Consider the following 17,820-nt stretch of genomic DNA (forward strand, 5'->3'; position numbering starts at 1 on the left):
TTAGGTTACCACAATATAAAGTGCCCAAATAACGTAGAAGAATACCCATGGCAGGCTTGCTATCACCAAAGCTTGGCCACGTTCAAACTCCGTCCACGTCAGTACAACGCCGTAGCCGAGCACAATGTACCAAGGCAGAAGCAAAGGTAACGAGCTAGCGAAATGAGACCATTCGTTAGTAAGAGGCAGCTTTAATAGACCATTGAGGCTATTTAAATCGGCAGCGTAAGTCATTACCTGACCATGCTTGAGTAGCAAGCTCGCGTAGCTTGCTACATCGCCCAATACTGCTGGGAATAAGATAGCACACGATGCGGCAAACCATTTCCAGTAACCGTATTGTTGTTTGCTTGCCTTTGTTGCAAGAAAGAACCAAAGCGCGAGCAATAGTAAGGTGGCAAAGCGGTTGAATACATCATTGATGATCGCGCTTGCCATTAGCGTGTTTGGTTCTAATAGCTCAATCTGCTTCGGGTCGATTTGCTGAAATTGCGCAGCAAGTTGGTCACTGAGCCACGTGAAATCGACATTCGAAAAGTAAGCACCCCAGAATAAAAACGGACTAAGCATCAGGAAGATGAACGGTTGCCATCCCCATCCACCGCGTTGATAAAGCGCAAGAAAACAAGATGTTGGAGAACGAAAAATGTCCAACAGCATCACAAGTGGATTGCTTGATGGGTTCATACACTTACCTTCGTTACGTCAACGTACAACTTAAGCTTTTGACCTGGTTGTAAGTATTTTTTCTTGTGTAGCGAGTTCCATTTCACGATGTCGTTCGTTTTTACTTTGAACTTGCTTGCAATGCCGCTAATGGTGTCGCCAGAGCGAACGTTGTAGAAAACGGTACGGATCACAGAACCTTTGTCTGAATCCTTCCAAATCACTAGCTTTTGACCCACACGCAATGGATCTTTAGGGCCCATACCATTCCATTTTGCTAACGATTTATACGACACTTTATTGTTACGTGCGATTGACCACAAACTTTCTCCAGACTGAACGACATGGGTGAGTTTGAGTTGACCACGAGCACGAGATTGAGTCTTGCTTAATCGGTTTTGTGCCGTTAATGCGTATTTTGCATCGTCTTTTGTTGATGTAGGAATCAACAGGTATTGACCAATACGAATGTTGTTATTCGATAGGCCGTTGGCACGTCGAATGACTTTCGTGGTTGTGCCGTATTTATTAGCTAGCACGCTTAAAGAGTCACCAGATTTCACCTTGTAGCGAGCGACCTTCATCCCTTTACCGCGATTTTTCTCCACCTTGGTGAGAAAAGTCTCTTTTTTCTCTACGGGAATCAAAAGTTGGTGCGGCCCCTCAGGCGCTGTCGACCACTGGTTGTATGCTGGGTTGTAACTCTGCAACTCTTTTACGCTAATGCCGGCATAATCTGCGGCAATAGCCAGATCTAACTGCTCTTCTGGATCAACAAGCGTTAGAACAGGCTTGTTTGGAATTGCAGGAATATTAAGTCCGTACTTGTCTTGGTTTGCGATAACGTCAGCCAAGGCCAATAGCTTAGGAACGTAACTGCTGGTCTCTTTTGGTAAGTCTAATGAGAAGAAATCGATAGGTTTACCGAGCTTTTTATTCTTACGAATTGCGCTAGAAACTCGGCCTCCACCGCTGTTATAAGCGGCGATTGCATGTTCCCAGTTACCATCAAAACGCTCGTTTAGTTGTACTAGGTAGTCCAGCGCTGCATCCGTTGCTGCTGCCACATCTCTGCGACCGTCATACCAGTAGTTTTGCTCTAATCCCATCATTTTTCCGGTGCCTGGGACAAATTGCCACAACCCAGCCGCGCTACCATGTGAGTAGGCAAAGGCATCGAATGAACTTTCCACTACAGGAAGTAATGCAAGCTCCATTGGGAGTCCGCGCTCTTCGATACGTTTTGTGATCATGTATAGAAAAGGAGTCGCACGCTTAGATACCGTGTAAAGGTGATTTGGGTGCTTTAAATACCACGTACGGTAGTAGTCCACTTTCTTGTGGTTTGGGATATCCATGTCCAGCTGCATGGCGATACGTTGCCACACATCTTCTTGTTCTTGGGGGGAGAGAACTTTAGGCGCGTCGTTAGCGGATTTTTTTGCTAGTGACGATTTATTGCCCGGTTGAGCTTTTACTGCATTTTGCTTTGCAGTCTGCTCAGATTTATTGGTTTCTGGTGTAGAAGACGTTGAATCTGACTGAGTCAATTGACAGCCAGATAATAACAACGCCAACACCCAAGTATACTTCAAACGCATGGATTCAGCCTATTTAGGGCCTGTTTATCTTCACCTGCCTGTCGCGCAACGTAATGTGCGTGGCAGTCGCAAGATAATAGACATCTTTTAAACACTAACTAATTTATAGAGGCAAAGAGCTTCTAATTATGCAATGGGGAGAAATTCAAATAGATTTATATCAACCCCAAACGTAAGAGAAGCGCCAGTGGCGCTTCTCGAAAAATCAGTCCCTGATAATACTGGGGTCTTGCAAACTTACAAGCAGAAAATGGTTAAAATTCGTTCTTCCACTCGCGTAAAGCAGTAAAAACCGAGCATGGATCGCTATTTTTAATGCGACTAGCAACAGATTGAACCACGTCAGGGTTAGAGGTTCGCAAGAACGGATTAATCCACTTTTCTTTGCGTATTGTTGTTGGAAGTGTCGGAATGTTGAGTGCTCGCAGTCGGTTTACATCGTCGCGATATTGGCGAAGTTGCTCATTGTCAGGTTCAACCGCTAGAGCAAACGCCACGTTACTCGCGGTGTATTCATGCGCGCAGAAGACTTGAGTTTCTTCTGGTAGAGACGTTAGTTTGCTCAGTGATTCAAACATTTGCTCAGGCGTACCTTCAAAAATACGACCGCAGCCAGCAGAAAAGAGCACATCACCGCAAAACAGTTTTCCGTCCCCAACGTAACCGATATGGCCCAAAGTATGGCCGGGTAACCCAAGTACTAAGAAAATCTCACCAAACAACTCCAGCTTGTCGCCTTCTTCCATTGGTGTCGTTAGGGTTGGAATTGGCTCTGATTTTGGGCCCACAACGGCGACGTCAGGAAATGCACGCACTAAGTCTGGAACGCCACCAATGTGATCGTTGTGGTGGTGCGTAATTAAAATCGCTTCTAAAGTTAATTCGTTAGCCTGCAGAAATTCTAATACTGGCTTCGCATCGCCCGGATCAACGACTGCGCAGCGCTTATCGCTATTTTGTATCAGCCAGATGTAATTATCATTAAATGCGGGTATGCTTTTGATCTCTAACACGATTCGTTCTCCGTCACCCATTTTAGTCAGGTGGTTAATGAAACCAGCACTCAGCAACAAAACTATACCACACCCGTCGACTTGGTCAGCAATGAACAACGGTCCGTGGGTGCTTGAGTCAATCCAGACCCGACTTGATGAATGGTGCCCGAAACTCTTCGGCTACCATATGCTCAAACTGGGCGGGTTGAGCTGTGAGCTAACCAGCTGTAATTGTAACATTCAACACCAAGTCAACGTAGATATCCAGAACCCGTTGCATAATGTGATTGCAGATGGTTACGAATTACCCTTTTTGGAAAAAAGCTTTGATGTTGTGATACTCGCTCATCAGCTCGACTATGCAAGCGATCCACACCGTTTGTTGCGTGAAGTCGATAGAGTGATGATGGATGATGGCTATGTAATTATTACTGGATTCAACCCATTAAGCTTGACTGGATTAGCGAGTTTGCTTCCATGGCGTAAACATAATTTGCCTTGGAGTGGACGAATGTTTACGTCGAACCGCATCAAAGATTGGTTAGGGTTACTTAATTATCAAGTGATTCATTGTGATCGTTATGCGCTGTTTCCGATGAAACGTTACCGTACGATGTGGACATGGTTGGAAAATAGTCTTGGTGATTGGGCATCACCCGCTGGGAGTTTGTATTACATAGTCGCGCGGAAACGGACATACCCTCTCAAGCCTATCAAACCGCATTGGCGCTTGAAGAAAAAGCTCACACCACTTGGGGTGATGAATCGAGAGGGTAACACTATGAGGAAAGAATCTCGCTAAGAGGGTTGGTAACCTGTATCTTCCTCAGTTGGGTTTTCTGCAGCAGTCCGGGCTAGCTCATCACACATTTCGTTCTCACGATGGCCCGCGTGGCCTTTTACCCAATGCCATTCAACTTGATGGCGTGCGGTTTCTTTGTCTAGAGCTTGCCATAAATCGGCATTCTTCACGGGTTTTTTATCCGCTGTTTTCCAACCACGCTTCTTCCAGTTATGGATCCACTGAGTAATACCTTGGCGCACATATTGGCTGTCAGTCGTTAAAGTGACTTTACAAGGTTGTTTTAACGTCTGTAGCGCGACGACAGCCGCCAACATTTCCATGCGGTTGTTGGTAGTTAACGTATAGCCTTTGGAAAGTGTCTTTTCTACGTCTTTGTAACGCAATACTATGCCGTAACCACCTGGTCCTGGGTTACCTAAACAAGAACCGTCAGTGAAAATCTCAACGTGTTTGGTCATATTTTTTGGTACTATTAGCCGAAACATTTAATAAAGCATAGTCTGACATACATAACCTTATGAATACCAGCAGCAATTCTGAATATAACCGCATTGTCGTTCTCGATACCGAAACCACAGGTATGAACCGCGAGGGTGGTCCTCACTACATGGGACACCGCATTATTGAAATCGGTGCCGTGGAGATCATCAACCGTAAGCTGACTGGTCGTCACTTCCACGTTTATTTAAAACCCGATCGTGAAATCCAACCAGAAGCGGTTGAAGTTCACGGTATTACGGATGAATTCTTGGTTGATAAACCGGAATACGCGAGCGTGCACCAAGAGTTTCTTGAGTTTATTAAAGGCGCAGAACTTGTTGCCCACAACGCGCCCTTCGATACCGGCTTTATGGATTACGAGTTTGGCATGCTCGATCCTAACATCGGCAAAACGGACGACTACTGCAAGGTGACCGATACCCTTGCTATGGCGAAGAAAATCTTCCCTGGTAAGCGAAACAACCTTGATATCTTATGTGAACGTTACGGTATTGATAACTCGCACCGTACACTCCACGGAGCTTTGCTCGATGCGGAGATTCTAGCCGACGTTTACCTCTTTATGACGGGTGGTCAAACGAGTCTAGAATTTAACGCGAATAAACAAGAGGGTGGAGTAGAAACCATTCGTCGTATTGAAGGAAGAAAAGCGCTAAAGGTTTTGCGCGCAAGTGCCGATGAACTAGAAGCTCACCAAAAAAGATTAGAGTTGGTGAACGACTGTATTTGGCATCAATAGGAGAAGCTATGTTGAGGGCTTTGTTGGTCGCGTTTTTAGCGATATGGAGTAGTCTCTCGAGTGCTGCGAGTGAATCTACAATGTCTTTGTTAGACAATCGCTTTCGAGTTGATCCAACCATCGAGCAGATCACGTTTTTGGTTTATCGTGAGCAAAGTTCTCAGCCAGTTGTTTTAGTCCGTCCTGACGGTAAAAAATACTATGCTTGGGGCTCTTACGACAATGTACGTTGGTATCAAGAAGCCTCACTCGATATTATTTCCGTTGATAACCCGATGCCAGGTCCATGGCAGGCTGTGGGGAAAGTTACGCCTAAAAATAACATCCGCTTAATTTCTCACCTAAAGCTCAGTACGGATCTGTTCCCAAACCGATTATATAATGGGGAAGCGCTTAAGTTTACAGCTCGTCTGACCTCCGACGGCAAACCTCTTGTATTGCGCGACTTCCTTGATCGCGTGAATCTGCGCGTGACATTTACCAAGTTTGTCGAAAATGAAGATGAGCTGATCAAAGAAGCACGTCCAGTGCCGATGGTTGTGGGTGAGTTTTCTGATGACGGCCGAGGCTTGGATGAAAAAGCAGGGGATGGAGTGTTCACGGTTCAGCTCCCAATAGACGTTGAGCCTGGTAAGTACCGTGCGCGCATCACGTCTGGCAATGGCGTATTCTTACGAGCGCAAGAGCAAGTCATCTTGGTTTATCCGAACCCAATCTCTCGTACTTTTATTCAGGCTCGTAATCCCGATAAGCCACACCAATTAGTGGTGAGTGGCGAGCAAGGTATGATTGCACCAGGCTCTATTGCAGTCACAGTGAAAAAGGACGCTCCCGATGGTTTCATTAGTTACAGCCAAGGACAGGTCTCTAAAGATGGAATGAGAGTTACGTTGAACCTCAATAACGATGCTGAGCTTGGTAAGTACGCATGGCGCGGCGAGATCTTTGCCACTGATTTTGCAACTCAGCGCTCGTTGGTGTTTCCTATCCCAGAGCAAACCTTCAGTGTTGTTGATGAAGTTGATCTAGAAGCTGCTCGAATTGCAAAAGAAGCTGAATTAGCCGAACAGCGCCGTATTGAAATGGAAAAGCAAATTATCGCTGAGCGAGAGGCTGAGCGTAAGCGCAGCATGATTATTATCGCGGTGGGTAATTTGATAATGCTGCTGATTGTGATCATTGCATGGATAGTCTGGCGCAAAATTAAAGCGAAGCGCGATGCCATGCCAGAGATGCAATTAGAAGTACCAAAGAAATAGTAGTAACACATAAAGCGAGAAACGGAGCCAATCGGCTCCGTTTTTTTATCAAGTTACCAAGTTGGAAGAAGAAAAATGGATAAATTATGAATATTTAAGTTTACTGTATTCAAATATATGTTTGGGATTATTATATAAATAATATATCATTTTTACTTTCTAAATTGGTTGCATTTTTAATGTGACTAACTTTCAAAACAATCAATTAAAGATAAAGAAATAATGAATAAAATTTTAGCTTTTTTTTGTGCAGTGATAATTGTAGGTTGTTCTTCTATTGATAATGGTGTTAATAATCCAGATTCGGGAAGTAATAATTTAAAATCACTTGATACCTTCACTTTCGATCCCTTAAGTAAAATCCAAAAAGTAGAAATACCAACTTATTATGATGGCTTGTTTGATACAGCAAGACCCTATTTAGATGAAAAGTACCCTTACACCTATGTCAGTAAACCTCAAGCATACATAATTGATGACGAGATTATTTCTTTTGCTCCTTGGTTTCCTGTCGAAGGAAGGTTTACGGTTTTTCCAACCGCTCACTATATAGTTATAACTCAAGAAACCGAGAGTGGCTTAGTCTCCGCACGATTTAATCATGAACAAGTAATTAAGCTGTTAAGTGAAGAGTATAAAATTACTGAGCATACAAGTCCGTTTTTTCATTATGTTCTAGAGGTTTCTCCAAGTGAACAAGCCAATTTTGTAGAAGATATCCATAAAAAATTGAGTAGACTTCCTTCAGAATAAGGATTGTTGGTTGAATTTTGGTCAATAAAGTCAGGGGTTCTGGCTTTATTGATTGCATGGAGTTCTATTTATATTGATTTGGGCTTTGTAATAGGTAGTACGCCATAATAACAAGAGCCGATCTTTTAGGGTTTCTGGATAAATATTCAGCTGTGCGTGATAAATAAGAATAAGTAAACGCGAGGTCTCTGATGAAATACAAAAAGCGTCAGAAGTATAAATACACTCTCCATTCTGAAGAAAAGATTGAGACTCACATTTCAGTGAGTAACGCGTATGACAGCCCTTTTCTTAGTTTGTCCAAACAAGGCGTGTTAACGATTAAAAAGGGCTATGCATGGGATGGAGCGAGTGGGCCAGCGTTAGACACAAAAAACATTATGAAAGCTTCTTTAGTGCATGATGCTCTTTACCAACTCATGAGGGAAGAGGTGTTGCCTCAAAGTGCTCGAAAGCATGCGGATACGTTGTTGAGAGAAACATGTTTAGAAAAAGGAATGTCTAGCTTCAGAGCAACTTATATCTATTATGGCGTCAGAGTTGTCGGCGGGTTCTTTTCTAGACCCGATACTTTGTGTGCTTAATGGGAACATCTTTCCAACGTATAACTGTTTATTTATACAGTTTAGTTATGTAAGCTCCAAGGTGATACAAAGGAGTAGTACATAATGACAATAAGATATGAAGAGCATGTGCCAAGCCCGAAAGAATACTGTGATATGCGTATAAAAGCCGGGCTATCACCTAAATCGTTGAAAGCTGCTGAAATTGGCCTACCCAATTCGTTATATGGCGTATCTGTTCGGGATGAAGGAAAGCTCATTGCAATGGGTCGGGTTGTTGGTGACGGGGCGTGTAACTTCGAAATTGTCGACGTTGCCGTTGATTCTGATTATCAAGGTAACGGTTTAGGTAGAAAAGTCATGGAATACATCGACGGTTATCTTTCTTCTGTTGCACTTGAAGGCTCTTACGTTTCTATGATTGCTGATGAACCGGTCTTTTACGAAAAGCTTGGTTATAGGCTGGTGGCTCCTAAAAGCCAAGGGATGACAAAAAAGTTTAAGCCAAAGGCATAACACGTATTCAGCTGTGAAGATAAGCACTAGAAAACAGGAGTTTAATTTCCTGTTTTCTATATTAAATTTGTATTTAAGCCACTTCTGGAATTGGTTTGGGTGGCTGCTCTAAATCAGGCTCTTTTTGAACAGTAGGAATTTGTCCCTCACCCACAGCACTGATGTAACAGCCACTAAGTTTAATGGCAAGGTACATATCAGCTCGCAGTAAGATGCCTCCTTCACTGGTGCTGATACCAGTAAGCTCACACCATTGACGAAGACGTCGTTTCCTTCCTGCTAGGATTAAGCGTACGCCTCTCTTTTTCAAAGTATTGTGAATATCTGCCAGTGTTGCCATCACACTGAGATCCAAGTGAGTAAAGCTCGACACGGCGTCGATGACAACGCAACTTGCGTCTTTGTGATGCTCTGCCTGCTCTAACACTCTACGTTTAAAGTAAGGAGCGTTGAAGTAAGTTAGCGGTGAGTTAAAGCGGTAAATCACCATTCCAGGAATAGGCGATGCTTTTCCTGAGTCGTCGATGGTCCGAATGGTACCTTTTTCATCCAGGCCAAGTAGCTGATCACTCGGCCGCATGACAATACGTAAAAATTGAAACAGCCCTAGCAGTACCGCCAAAGTGATCCCCGGTATTACACCCACGATCAACACAGAAATAAAAGTAATGATGGCCAGATAAAATGCATCTTTGTCACGAGATTTTAATTTCCAAATTGCTTTAAGATCGAGCAGCGATAGGGACGCAATGATCAATACAACACCAAGTGAAGCGATAGGGATGAACTGCAAAGGCTCGTAAATAAATACCGCAATAATGGCAATAGTGATTGCAGCGACAATCGAAACTAATTGAGATTTACCGCCATTTGCATCATTGACGGCTGTGCGTGAGTCAGCGCCGCTTATCGCGAAACCTTGCGAAAACGCTGAGGCAATGTTGGCAAAACCCAACGCCTGAAACTCTTTATTAGCATCAATATCATAACCGTTTTTAGCAGCGAAACTGCGGGCGGTGAGCATCATGCTAACAAAACTGACAATCGCAAGGTTGAGAGCCGGGACCACTAGTTCACGAACTTCACCTAGCTCAAACTCCGGTGTTTGAAACTGAGGGAAGCCACCTTGAGTGAGTCCGACAACCGATACGCCCATCTCTTGTAAATGGAAAAACCAAACTGACGCAGTAGTTACGAGGATCGCCAGCATGGCAGCAGGCCAAGTTGGTCGGTAGCGTTTGGTGAGCAAATAAACGACAACCGTCACGATACTCAGAGTTACAGTAGGCCAATGAAGCTCGGTTAGTCGTTGTGGAGCTTCCCATAAACGTTCCAGTAAATAACGTTGCTCGTATTTCAAACCGACTACTTTCGCAAACTGACCAACGATAATTGTGAGAGCAACACCGTTGAGTAGACCCAAAAGAATCGGACGAGAAAGGAAATCTGCAAACACCCCTAGCTTGAAACGACTTGCCAGTACACACCAAATCCCCGTCATCGCTGTCATGGTCATAACCAACTGCCAATGTTTTGTGGGGTCACCTGCGGCAAGTGGTGTCACAACAGCAGCGATCACTGCACAGGTTGCTGCATCGGGTCCGACAATGAGTTGCCGAGATGTGCCCATCATGGCGTAAACCAACATTGGCAGTACACACGAATACAGACCGACAATTGCGGATACACCAGTTAACTGTGCATAAGCTATGGCAACTGGCAGTGCAACCGCGACAACAGACAAGGCGGCTCTGAAGTCGTTAACAAACCATTCTTTTTGATAATGCTTAAGCTGAACAAGCCCTGGGAACCACTGTGCGAGTAATATTTTAGCCAACGGATTTACCATATATGTGAGTGAGTTACTTAAAGTATACACCGCTTAGTTGGAACGTCTGTGAGTTAGTTATCACTGGAAATCGGGGGAAAGATTGGAGTGCGTGGCTTTTATTGCGATTGCGCAGGGGCTTCGTGGTGTGAGGTGTTATGAATGCGATTCTGGAAGCAATAAAAAACGGGAGCTGATACTCCCGTTTGTGGTCTCAGATTCTAGAGTTACGCGACACTATCCATCTGAGGGTATAGCGGCTTTGCGGCAAGCAGTTCCGGCTCAAAATCGTCAACGTTGATTGTATCTAGACGATGCTGTTCCGCTTCTCTGAGTAGATCGGCTTCTTCTTGCGTGATAAAGCCTTGCTCTAGCCCTTCCTGAGCAATCATATCCAAACGTAAGAATGGGCGACGCTTACCCTGCGCTTTACATACTTTGTCAAACACAGGCTCAGCTTGAAGAATGACTGATAGTGCAAGTTCAATCTTACCTGCTGCGTTGTGCTCGGTTGGTTCAAGGTATTGACCGCGACCAATGCGTGATCGCGTTGCACTTGGCGTTTGTAGAATGCGCGCCACTTTACTGTCTAGTTTATCGCTTGGTGCTTTGCGTACGCGACCAAATGGCATGATTAATACGCGTAGCGCACGGCCAATTACTTTGTTCGGGAAGTTTGCTAAGAATTCATCTACTGCCACTTCCGCTTGTTTCAAACTGTCTTGTAGACCCCAGTGTACTAATGGTAAATCTTCGACTGGACGGCCATCTTGCTCAAAACGTTTCAACGTCGCAGAGCTCAAATATAGCTGGCTTAGAATGTCACCAAGACGTGCTGATAGACGCTCTTTACGCTTCAAAGAGCCACCTAGCACTGCCATTGAGATATCCGATAGCAGAGCAAGGTTTGCACTGTAACGGTTCAATTGTTGGTAGTAACGCTTGGTTGCATCTTTGGTTGGTGATGAAGAGCCCAGACCGTCGCTCAAACCAAACCAGATACTGCGCACTAGGTTACTCATTGTAAAGCTCACGTGACCAGCAAGCGCTTTATCAAATTTCTCGACAGCATTACTTGCTTCAGAATACGCCGCGTTCATTTCTTCAAGAACGTACGGATGGCAACGGATTGCGCCTTGGCCAAAGATGATCATTGAGCGTGTTAGAATGTTAGCACCCTCAACCGTTACCGCGATTGGCGCACCTTGGTAACCACGAGCTAGGAAGTTAGAAGGTCCCATACAGATACCTTTACCGCCTACGATGTCCATTGCATCGATGATGCTTTGCTGGCCGCGGTGCGTACAGTGATACTTCACGATAGCTGAGATTACTGATGGCTTTTCACCTAAGTCGATACCCGCAACGGTTAAGTTGCTTGCTGCATCCATCACGTAAGCATTACCACCCAAGCGTGCTAATGGTTCTTCAACTCCTTCCATATGGCCGATCGGCTGTTTGAATTGACGGCGAATACGTGAGTAAGCACCGGTTGCCATTGCCGCAGTTTTGATGCCACCTGTTGAGTTTGAAGGTAGCGTGATACCACGTCCAACCGACAGACACTCAACCAGCATACGCCAACCTTGGCCCGCCATTTTTTCGCCACCGATAATGAAATCGATAGGAACAAAGATGTCTTTACCGCGCGTTGGACCATTTTGGAATGGCACATTGAGTGGGAAGTGTCGGTTACCAATCTCAACACCTTTGACATCAGTTGGGATAAGCGCACAAGTGATGCCAAGATCTTCTTTGTCGCCTAGCAAACCTTCAGGATCGCGAAGTTTGAATGCTAAGCCTAGTACCGTTGCGACTGGCGCTAGGGTGATGTAGCGCTTGTTCCAAGTCAGGCGCATACCCAGTACTTCTTTTCCTTCCCATTCGCCTTTACAGACCACACCGTAATCTGGAATAGATCCAGCGTCAGAACCCGCTTCTGGACTTGTTAGGGCGAAACAAGGGATTTCCTTACCTTCAGCTAGACGCGGTAAGTAATGATTTTTCTGATCTTCAGTACCGTAGTGTTGCAGTAGCTCACCTGGGCCCAAAGAGTTAGGAACACCAACGGTAGACGATAGAACGCCAGAAACACCCGTTAATTTTTGTAGTACCAAAGATTGCGCGTATGCTGAGAATTCCAGACCACCGTACTTTTTCTTAATGATCATGGCGAAGAACTTATGATCTTTCAGGTATTGCCAAACTTCTGGCGGTAAGTCCGCGAGTTCATGGGTCACTTGGAAATCACTCACCATGGCGCACACTTCATTCACAGGGCCGTCTAAAAAGGCTTGTTCTTCCGCACTTAACTTAGGTGCTTGAATTGCGTGTAGCTTTTGCCACTCTGGTTTGCCTTTAAATAGTTCGGCTTCCCACCAGACGGTACCTGCGTCTAACGCTTCTTTTTCGGTTTGAGACATAGCTGGCAGCACTTTCTTGAAAAGCACTAACGCTTTGCGGCTAATTAAAGACTGACGTACGCCAGGAACCGCGAGCACAGCTGCGGCGAGAACGTAAATAGCCCAACCAATAACGCCGACAGTACCAGCTACTGTAAGAGCCAGCATGGCTGCGGTGAGTAAGCTAATAGATTTCACGAGAGACATGCGGTGGTAGAGCGTAATGCCTAGCACGATCGCCATCGTGATGATTGAGAGCAAGATGTCCATATGTATTTTCCTTTTCAGACTTTATAAGTTTTGTACGTCTGTATGTTAGGTAAGAGGTCTAACCAGTTGGTTTAAGTGTAATCAAAATATTAAGGAAATGTAAAACATAAGATTGGATAAAAAGTGATCTAAGTAGAGTTAAAATTCTAAAGTTGAGATTTGAGTGATGGTTTCATGAGCAAGTTGACAAGTTTATTACCATCACTAATCTAAATCTGTTGGTTCACTATCGACACTAATTCTCGTTTGTGGGTAAACTCAGAGTAATCAAACCCGAGTTCAGGTTTATGAAATGTCCGATACCAAATTGGTATCAGAACAATTTGCTCAGTGAGTCAAGAGCTGACTGAAGCCGAAATAATAAAGAGAACGTCTTATGTACCATGATCTGATTAGAAGTGAATTAAACGAAGCTGCTGAAGTGCTCAACAAATTTTTAAGCGATGACCATAACATTGCGCAAATCGAAGCAGCGGCGAAAATGATTGCTGACTCATTCAAACAAGATGGTAAAGTATTGTCATGTGGTAACGGTGGTTCTCACTGTGATTCAATGCACTTTGCCGAAGAGCTAACAGGCCGTTACCGAGAAAATCGTCCTGGCTATGCTGGTATTGCTATTTCAGATCCAAGCCACCTTTCTTGTGTGAGTAATGACTTTGGTTATGACTTCGTGTTTTCACGTTATGTAGAAGCGGTTGGTCGAAAAGGTGACGTACTGTTTGGTCTGTCGACTTCAGGTAACTCAGGTAACATCCTGAAAGCGATTGAAGCAGCACAAGCGAAAGGCATGAAGACGATTGCGCTAACAGGTAAAGATGGCGGCAAAATGGCAGGCCTTGCAGATATTGAAATCCGCGTGCCACACTTTGGTTATGCAGACCGCATTCAGGAAATTCATATTAAGATTATTCATATCATCATTCAGTTGATCGAAAAAGAGATGGAATAATCGTTTACGGCCACCGTTTCGAGCTGTGTTGTTAGGGAGTTTTTTAAACCATGTGTGAATTGCTCGGTATGAGCGCTAATGTTCCAACGGATATTTGTTTCAGTTTTACTGGGCTCATGCAGCGTGGAGGCCGAACCGGCCCACACCGTGACGGATGGGGGATCACCTTCTACGAAGGGAAGGGCTTTCGAACCTTCAAAGATCCCAAGCCAAGTTGTGAGTCTAAAATAGCAGAGTTGGTACAAAATTATCCCATCAAAAGTCGTGCGGTCGTTAGTCATATCCGACAGGCGAATCGTGGTGGTGTTAATTTAGAAAATACTCATCCCTTTACACGTGAGCTGTGGGGTAGGTATTGGACGTTTGCGCATAACGGTCAGCTCTCTGGCTATCAAGACTTGCATACAGGTCGACATCGACCTGTCGGTGAAACAGATAGTGAACTGGCATTTTGCTGGTTATTGAAGCAAATGGAAGATCGATATCCTGAGCCACCAAAGGATATGGAGTCGGTATTCTTATATGTTGCTAAATGTTGTGATGAGCTAAGAGAGAAGGGTGTATTTAACATGCTTCTGAGTGATGGTGAGTATGTAATGACGTATTGCACCAATCATTTGTATTGGATCACAAGACGCGCACCGTTTGGAAAAGCCGCGTTGCTTGATGAAGATGTGGAAATTAACTTCCAAGAAGAAACAACGCCACACGACATCGTTTCTGTGATTGCAACTCAACCTTTGACGGGCAACGAAGCTTGGCAGCGTATGAAACCTGGCGAATACGGCTTGTTTCACCTAGGTGAACTAGTCAAAAATAATGCCTCTGAACTGGTAAATGTGCCGTTTGCGGCGGCTAAGCCGGGCAATCAAGCGCCAACCGAACCGTTAGAGTGATGGTCTCTTACTCTGAATATAAAAATAAAGCTCGCTTAATCGCGAGCTTTATTTTTATGCGTTTTAAACCGAGGGCGGATACGGATGAGCATTCTTACTTTCTAGAGTGCTGGTAGTAGAGTCCTAGTCTCGCTAAGGCTTGCTGTAAAGACGTAACTGATAGAAATTTCTCATAAAACACCTCGTCAGTCTGAACGGTGAAGAACGAACCAGATTCAGAATCTACTTTCCGAGTGTTATGTTACTCAAGTGGTTATGGGATTTTTTAGAATGTTGGGTTTTAGGTTTCTAGTCTCACCATGGTTTTCTTGAATCAAGTTTATAAGTATTAAAACAACCAAGAGCAGCCCTCAGGCTGCTCTTTTGTGCTTGGAGTTTATTATTCAGGGCTACTCATCTGAGGCGTACCCATGTACGCCAAGCTCTGCGCCATCTAAATAGGCTTTACCATCCTTCATGATCAACCGCTCGTCTACCAGCCACTTAGCCACCATAGGGTAGATTCGGTGCTCCTGCGCCTGAACACGTGCCGCAAGTACACTAGCATCATCGTCTTCGAACACAGGAACTTTTGCTTGCAGTATGACAGGGCCACCATCAAGCTCTTCCGTTACAAAGTGCACACTCGTACCATGTTCTTTATCGCCAGCATCAATTGCTCTCTGGTGTGTGTGTAGCCCAGGATATTTTGGTAGAAGAGAAGGGTGGATATTGATCATCTTACCCATGTAATGAGAAACAAATGCGCTGCTCAGAATGCGCATGTAACCAGCAAGAATAATCACGTCTGGTTGGTATTCATCTATTTGACTCATTAGCTCTGCATCAAAGCTTTCACGCGAGCTGAATGCTTTAGGGTCGACAAAGTGACCGTCTACATCAAACTTTTTTGCACGTTCTAAACCAAAAGCATCTGCTTTGTTAGAGAACACGGCTGCCACTCGTGCGTTTGGCATGCTGTCTTCGCAAGCTTCCAAGATAGCTTGCAGGTTACTTCCGTTACCCGAGATGAGGACCACAATGTTTTTTAGGGTATGGTTTTTCATGATGTCGAGAGCGCCTTGGTATTGTAGGTTGGAGTTATGTAGCTTCTAAACTACCTACTAATAGAATGGTTTTTAGTGTTCTAGATAGCAAAATGAGGACCTAGTCATCTAGTGTCCTCATTCTTCTTATCTTTTGAGCTCGATTTGCAAATTATTGGATTTCAACTTGCTCTTCGTTCGCGTCTGCTTGTGCGATTTGACCAATCACCCACGCGTTTTCGCCTTCTTCTTTAAGAAGAGCAACTGCTGCATCTGCCTGGTCTTTCGGTAGTGCGACGATTAGACCTACACCACAGTTGAATGTGCGGTACATTTCGTGTGTGTCGACGTTGCCTTTCTCTTGTAGCCACTTGAAGATAACTGGCCATTCCCAACTGTTACCATCGATAACTGCTTTCGTGCCTTCAGGCAGTACGCGTGGGATGTTTTCCCAGAAACCACCACCAGTGATATGAGAAATCGCATGGATGTCGTGTTTCTCAATCATCTTAAGTGCTGACTTGATGTAAATTTTTGTTGGTTCTAGTAGGTGCTCACCAATAGTGCGGCCTGCTAGCTCTTCGCTCTTATCTGCACCAGATACTTCTAGGATCTTACGGATAAGGGAGTAACCGTTTGAGTGTGGGCCGCTTGAGCCAACAGCGATAAGTGCATCACCAGCAGCGACTTTCGTGCCGTCAATCACGTCTTCTTTTTCTACTACGCCAACACAGAAACCAGCTACGTCGTAGTCTTCGCCTTCATACATGCCCGGCATCTCCGCAGTTTCGCCACCAATTAGGGCACAACCTGCTTGAACACACCCTTCTGCGATACCTGAAACAACATCCGCTGCGGTATCAACGTCTAGTTTGCCTGTTGCGTAGTAATCTAGGAAAAACAGTGGCTCTGCGCCTTGCACGATAAGATCATTTACACACATTGCCACTAGGTCGATGCCAATCGTGTCGTGCTTGTTCATATCCAGTGCTAGGCGAAGTTTTGTGCCAACGCCATCAGTACCAGAAACCAGTACAGGTTGTTTGTATTTAGTTGGCAATTCGCATAGCGCGCCAAAACCACCGATACCACCCATAACTTCAGGGCGACGAGTGCGTTTTACCGCACCCTTAATACGATCCACAAGCGCGTTGCCTGCATCAATATCTACACCAGCGTCTTTATAGCTAAGAGAAGAGTTGTTACCACTCACAGGGAAGTCCTCGGTATTAAGTTGGATATGAAAACGGCGCTATTCTAACAGTGCTTAAACATAGATAGCAAACGTTTGCGTCTGTTTTTTTCTTTAGTGATTTATCCTGATATCCCTGTGAAAATCATGTATAATCTGAAGGTTTGTTTAAATATTGCCAACTATAGCCGGAGATGGACATGAAAGTTGTTGAAGTAAAGCACCCTCTAGTAAAACATAAAATTGGTCTAATGAGAGAAGGTGACATCAGCACAAAACGTTTTCGTGAGTTAGCGACTGAGGTCGGTAGCCTACTTACTTACGAAGCAACGTCAGACTTTGAAACAGAAAAAGTGACCATTGATGGTTGGAACGGTCCGGTAGAAGTAGACCAGATTAAAGGTAAAAAAGTAACCGTAGTGCCAATCCTACGTGCAGGTCTAGGCATGATGGATGGAGTTCTTGAGCACATGCCAAGCGCACGTATAAGTGTTGTGGGTATTTACCGTGATGAAGAAACGCTTGAGCCAGTTCCTTACTTCAACAAGCTTGCTTCAAACATCGAGGAGCGTATTGCGCTTGTTGTTGACCCAATGCTTGCAACAGGTGGTTCTATGATTGCTACTATCGATCTCCTAAAAGAGAAAGGTTGTAACCAAATCAAAGTGCTGGTACTTGTTGCTGCACCAGAAGGTATTGAAGCGCTAGAAAAAGCACACCCAGATGTTGAGCTATACACTGCGGCAATCGATGAGAAGCTTAATGACAAAGGCTACATCGTTCCGGGTCTAGGCGATGCAGGTGATAAGATCTTCGGTACTAAGTAATTCTTTGATGTATTACTATGACTGAACAGA

The 17,820-nt window shown here is 44.6% G+C and carries 17 protein-coding genes; 9 read left to right on the plus strand and 8 right to left on the minus strand.

The window, feature by feature from the left end; translation table 11 throughout:
• The 3 genes from R7P80_RS07640 to gloB all read right to left on the minus strand — a co-directional run bounded on the left by R7P80_RS07640 (nucleotide 1) and on the right by gloB (nucleotide 3,280).
• Entirely contained in the window at nucleotides 1–687 is a 687-nt protein-coding gene (locus tag R7P80_RS07640; RefSeq protein ID WP_005380375.1) for a YIP1 family protein, read from the minus strand.
• Nucleotides 684–2,267 carry a LysM peptidoglycan-binding domain-containing protein gene (locus R7P80_RS07645; protein WP_225491507.1) on the minus strand — a complete coding sequence of 528 codons (1,584 nt, stop codon included), beginning with the start codon at nucleotides 2,265–2,267 and terminating at the stop codon, nucleotides 684–686. The genes R7P80_RS07640 and R7P80_RS07645 overlap by 4 nt, the downstream gene beginning before the upstream one ends.
• A 254-nt stretch (nucleotides 2,268–2,521) precedes the next feature.
• Nucleotides 2,522–3,280: a hydroxyacylglutathione hydrolase gene (gene gloB / locus R7P80_RS07650; protein ID WP_017636045.1), complete on the minus strand. Its 759-nt coding sequence runs from the start codon at nucleotides 3,278–3,280 to the stop codon at nucleotides 2,522–2,524.
• Nucleotides 3,281–3,317: 37 nt separating this feature from the next.
• Between gloB and R7P80_RS07655 the strand changes: the two genes are divergently transcribed.
• Complete coding sequence (locus R7P80_RS07655; protein ID WP_017636046.1) at nucleotides 3,318–4,064, plus strand: class I SAM-dependent methyltransferase; 747 nt, start codon at nucleotides 3,318–3,320, stop codon at nucleotides 4,062–4,064.
• Here the strand turns inward: R7P80_RS07655 and rnhA are convergent.
• Nucleotides 4,061–4,525: a ribonuclease HI gene (gene rnhA / locus R7P80_RS07660; protein WP_005380384.1), complete on the minus strand. Its 465-nt coding sequence runs from the start codon at nucleotides 4,523–4,525 to the stop codon at nucleotides 4,061–4,063. The two genes, R7P80_RS07655 and rnhA, sit on opposite strands and share 4 nt — an antisense overlap.
• 59 nt (nucleotides 4,526–4,584) lie before the next feature.
• Here rnhA and dnaQ point away from each other — a divergent pair, with 59 nt between their 5' ends.
• The 5 genes from dnaQ to R7P80_RS07685 all read left to right on the plus strand — a co-directional run bounded on the left by dnaQ (nucleotide 4,585) and on the right by R7P80_RS07685 (nucleotide 8,398).
• Entirely contained in the window at nucleotides 4,585–5,307 is a 723-nt protein-coding gene (gene dnaQ / locus R7P80_RS07665) for a DNA polymerase III subunit epsilon (RefSeq protein ID WP_005380385.1), read from the plus strand.
• An 8-nt stretch (nucleotides 5,308–5,315) separates the two neighbouring features.
• Nucleotides 5,316–6,566, plus strand: a complete 1,251-nt coding sequence (locus R7P80_RS07670) for a TIGR03503 family protein (RefSeq protein WP_025768253.1) — start codon at nucleotides 5,316–5,318, stop codon at nucleotides 6,564–6,566.
• Between the two features lie 222 nt (nucleotides 6,567–6,788).
• A complete protein-coding gene (locus R7P80_RS07675) occupies nucleotides 6,789–7,319 on the plus strand; it encodes a hypothetical protein (RefSeq protein ID WP_005380387.1) in 531 nt (176 codons plus the stop codon).
• A gap of 191 nt (nucleotides 7,320–7,510) precedes the next feature.
• Nucleotides 7,511–7,903, plus strand: a complete 393-nt coding sequence (locus tag R7P80_RS07680; protein WP_017633769.1) for a DUF1353 domain-containing protein — start codon at nucleotides 7,511–7,513, stop codon at nucleotides 7,901–7,903.
• Nucleotides 7,904–7,987: 84 nt separating this feature from the next.
• Nucleotides 7,988–8,398: a GNAT family N-acetyltransferase gene (locus R7P80_RS07685; protein WP_005391824.1), complete on the plus strand. Its 411-nt coding sequence runs from the start codon at nucleotides 7,988–7,990 to the stop codon at nucleotides 8,396–8,398.
• A 73-nt stretch (nucleotides 8,399–8,471) separates the two neighbouring features.
• On the opposite strand, the gene R7P80_RS07690 is transcribed toward R7P80_RS07685, so the two are convergent.
• Together R7P80_RS07690 and fadE are read right to left on the minus strand one after the other, a co-directional pair.
• Complete coding sequence (locus R7P80_RS07690; protein WP_206953328.1) at nucleotides 8,472–10,247, minus strand: SulP family inorganic anion transporter; 1,776 nt, start codon at nucleotides 10,245–10,247, stop codon at nucleotides 8,472–8,474.
• A 206-nt stretch (nucleotides 10,248–10,453) separates the two neighbouring features.
• Entirely contained in the window at nucleotides 10,454–12,898 is a 2,445-nt protein-coding gene (fadE, locus tag R7P80_RS07695; RefSeq protein WP_005385392.1) for an acyl-CoA dehydrogenase FadE, read from the minus strand.
• Nucleotides 12,899–13,274: 376 nt separating this feature from the next.
• Between fadE and lpcA the strand changes: the two genes are divergently transcribed.
• Entirely contained in the window at nucleotides 13,275–13,850 is a 576-nt protein-coding gene (lpcA, locus tag R7P80_RS07700; protein WP_005380392.1) for a D-sedoheptulose 7-phosphate isomerase, read from the plus strand.
• A gap of 50 nt (nucleotides 13,851–13,900) precedes the next feature.
• A complete protein-coding gene (locus R7P80_RS07705; protein WP_005380394.1) occupies nucleotides 13,901–14,746 on the plus strand; it encodes a class II glutamine amidotransferase in 846 nt (281 codons plus the stop codon).
• Nucleotides 14,747–15,135: 389 nt separating this feature from the next.
• Here R7P80_RS07705 and purN read toward each other — a convergent pair whose 3' ends face one another.
• Together purN and purM are read right to left on the minus strand one after the other, a co-directional pair.
• On the minus strand, nucleotides 15,136–15,792 hold the full coding sequence (gene purN / locus R7P80_RS07710; protein WP_005394347.1) for a phosphoribosylglycinamide formyltransferase: 657 nt from the start codon (nucleotides 15,790–15,792) through the stop codon (nucleotides 15,136–15,138).
• Nucleotides 15,793–15,943: 151 nt separating this feature from the next.
• Complete coding sequence (gene purM, locus R7P80_RS07715; RefSeq protein ID WP_005389861.1) at nucleotides 15,944–16,984, minus strand: phosphoribosylformylglycinamidine cyclo-ligase; 1,041 nt, start codon at nucleotides 16,982–16,984, stop codon at nucleotides 15,944–15,946.
• A 179-nt stretch (nucleotides 16,985–17,163) separates the two neighbouring features.
• On the opposite strand from purM, the gene upp reads away from it, so the two are divergent.
• Complete coding sequence (upp, locus tag R7P80_RS07720; protein WP_005380401.1) at nucleotides 17,164–17,790, plus strand: uracil phosphoribosyltransferase; 627 nt, start codon at nucleotides 17,164–17,166, stop codon at nucleotides 17,788–17,790.
• Nucleotides 17,791–17,820 lie beyond the last annotated feature (30 nt).

This window comes from Vibrio sp. 2092 (genome assembly GCF_033339635.1).
Classification (GTDB): Bacteria; Pseudomonadota; Gammaproteobacteria; order Enterobacterales; family Vibrionaceae; genus Vibrio; species Vibrio alginolyticus.

What these genes read in the sequence shown, in the direction of transcription:
- lpcA (WP_005380392.1), top strand. Translation starts at nt 13,275, where the DNA reads ATGTACCATGATCTGATTAGAAGTGAATTAAACGAAGCTGCTGAAGTG.
- R7P80_RS07685 (WP_005391824.1), top strand. Translation starts at nt 7,988, where the DNA reads ATGACAATAAGATATGAAGAGCATGTGCCAAGCCCGAAAGAATACTGT.
- R7P80_RS07680 (WP_017633769.1), top strand. Translation starts at nt 7,511, where the DNA reads ATGAAATACAAAAAGCGTCAGAAGTATAAATACACTCTCCATTCTGAA.
- purN (WP_005394347.1), bottom strand. Translation starts at nt 15,792, where the DNA reads ATGAAAAACCATACCCTAAAAAACATTGTGGTCCTCATCTCGGGTAAC.
- R7P80_RS07655 (WP_017636046.1), top strand. Translation starts at nt 3,318, where the DNA reads ATGAAACCAGCACTCAGCAACAAAACTATACCACACCCGTCGACTTGG.
- dnaQ (WP_005380385.1), top strand. Translation starts at nt 4,585, where the DNA reads ATGAATACCAGCAGCAATTCTGAATATAACCGCATTGTCGTTCTCGAT.
- rnhA (WP_005380384.1), bottom strand. Translation starts at nt 4,525, where the DNA reads ATGACCAAACACGTTGAGATTTTCACTGACGGTTCTTGTTTAGGTAAC.
- R7P80_RS07705 (WP_005380394.1), top strand. Translation starts at nt 13,901, where the DNA reads ATGTGTGAATTGCTCGGTATGAGCGCTAATGTTCCAACGGATATTTGT.
- R7P80_RS07640 (WP_005380375.1), bottom strand. Translation starts at nt 687, where the DNA reads ATGAACCCATCAAGCAATCCACTTGTGATGCTGTTGGACATTTTTCGT.
- upp (WP_005380401.1), top strand. Translation starts at nt 17,164, where the DNA reads ATGAAAGTTGTTGAAGTAAAGCACCCTCTAGTAAAACATAAAATTGGT.
- fadE (WP_005385392.1), bottom strand. Translation starts at nt 12,898, where the DNA reads ATGGACATCTTGCTCTCAATCATCACGATGGCGATCGTGCTAGGCATT.
- R7P80_RS07645 (WP_225491507.1), bottom strand. Translation starts at nt 2,267, where the DNA reads ATGCGTTTGAAGTATACTTGGGTGTTGGCGTTGTTATTATCTGGCTGT.
- R7P80_RS07690 (WP_206953328.1), bottom strand. Translation starts at nt 10,247, where the DNA reads ATGGTAAATCCGTTGGCTAAAATATTACTCGCACAGTGGTTCCCAGGG.
- R7P80_RS07670 (WP_025768253.1), top strand. Translation starts at nt 5,316, where the DNA reads ATGTTGAGGGCTTTGTTGGTCGCGTTTTTAGCGATATGGAGTAGTCTC.
- R7P80_RS07675 (WP_005380387.1), top strand. Translation starts at nt 6,789, where the DNA reads ATGAATAAAATTTTAGCTTTTTTTTGTGCAGTGATAATTGTAGGTTGT.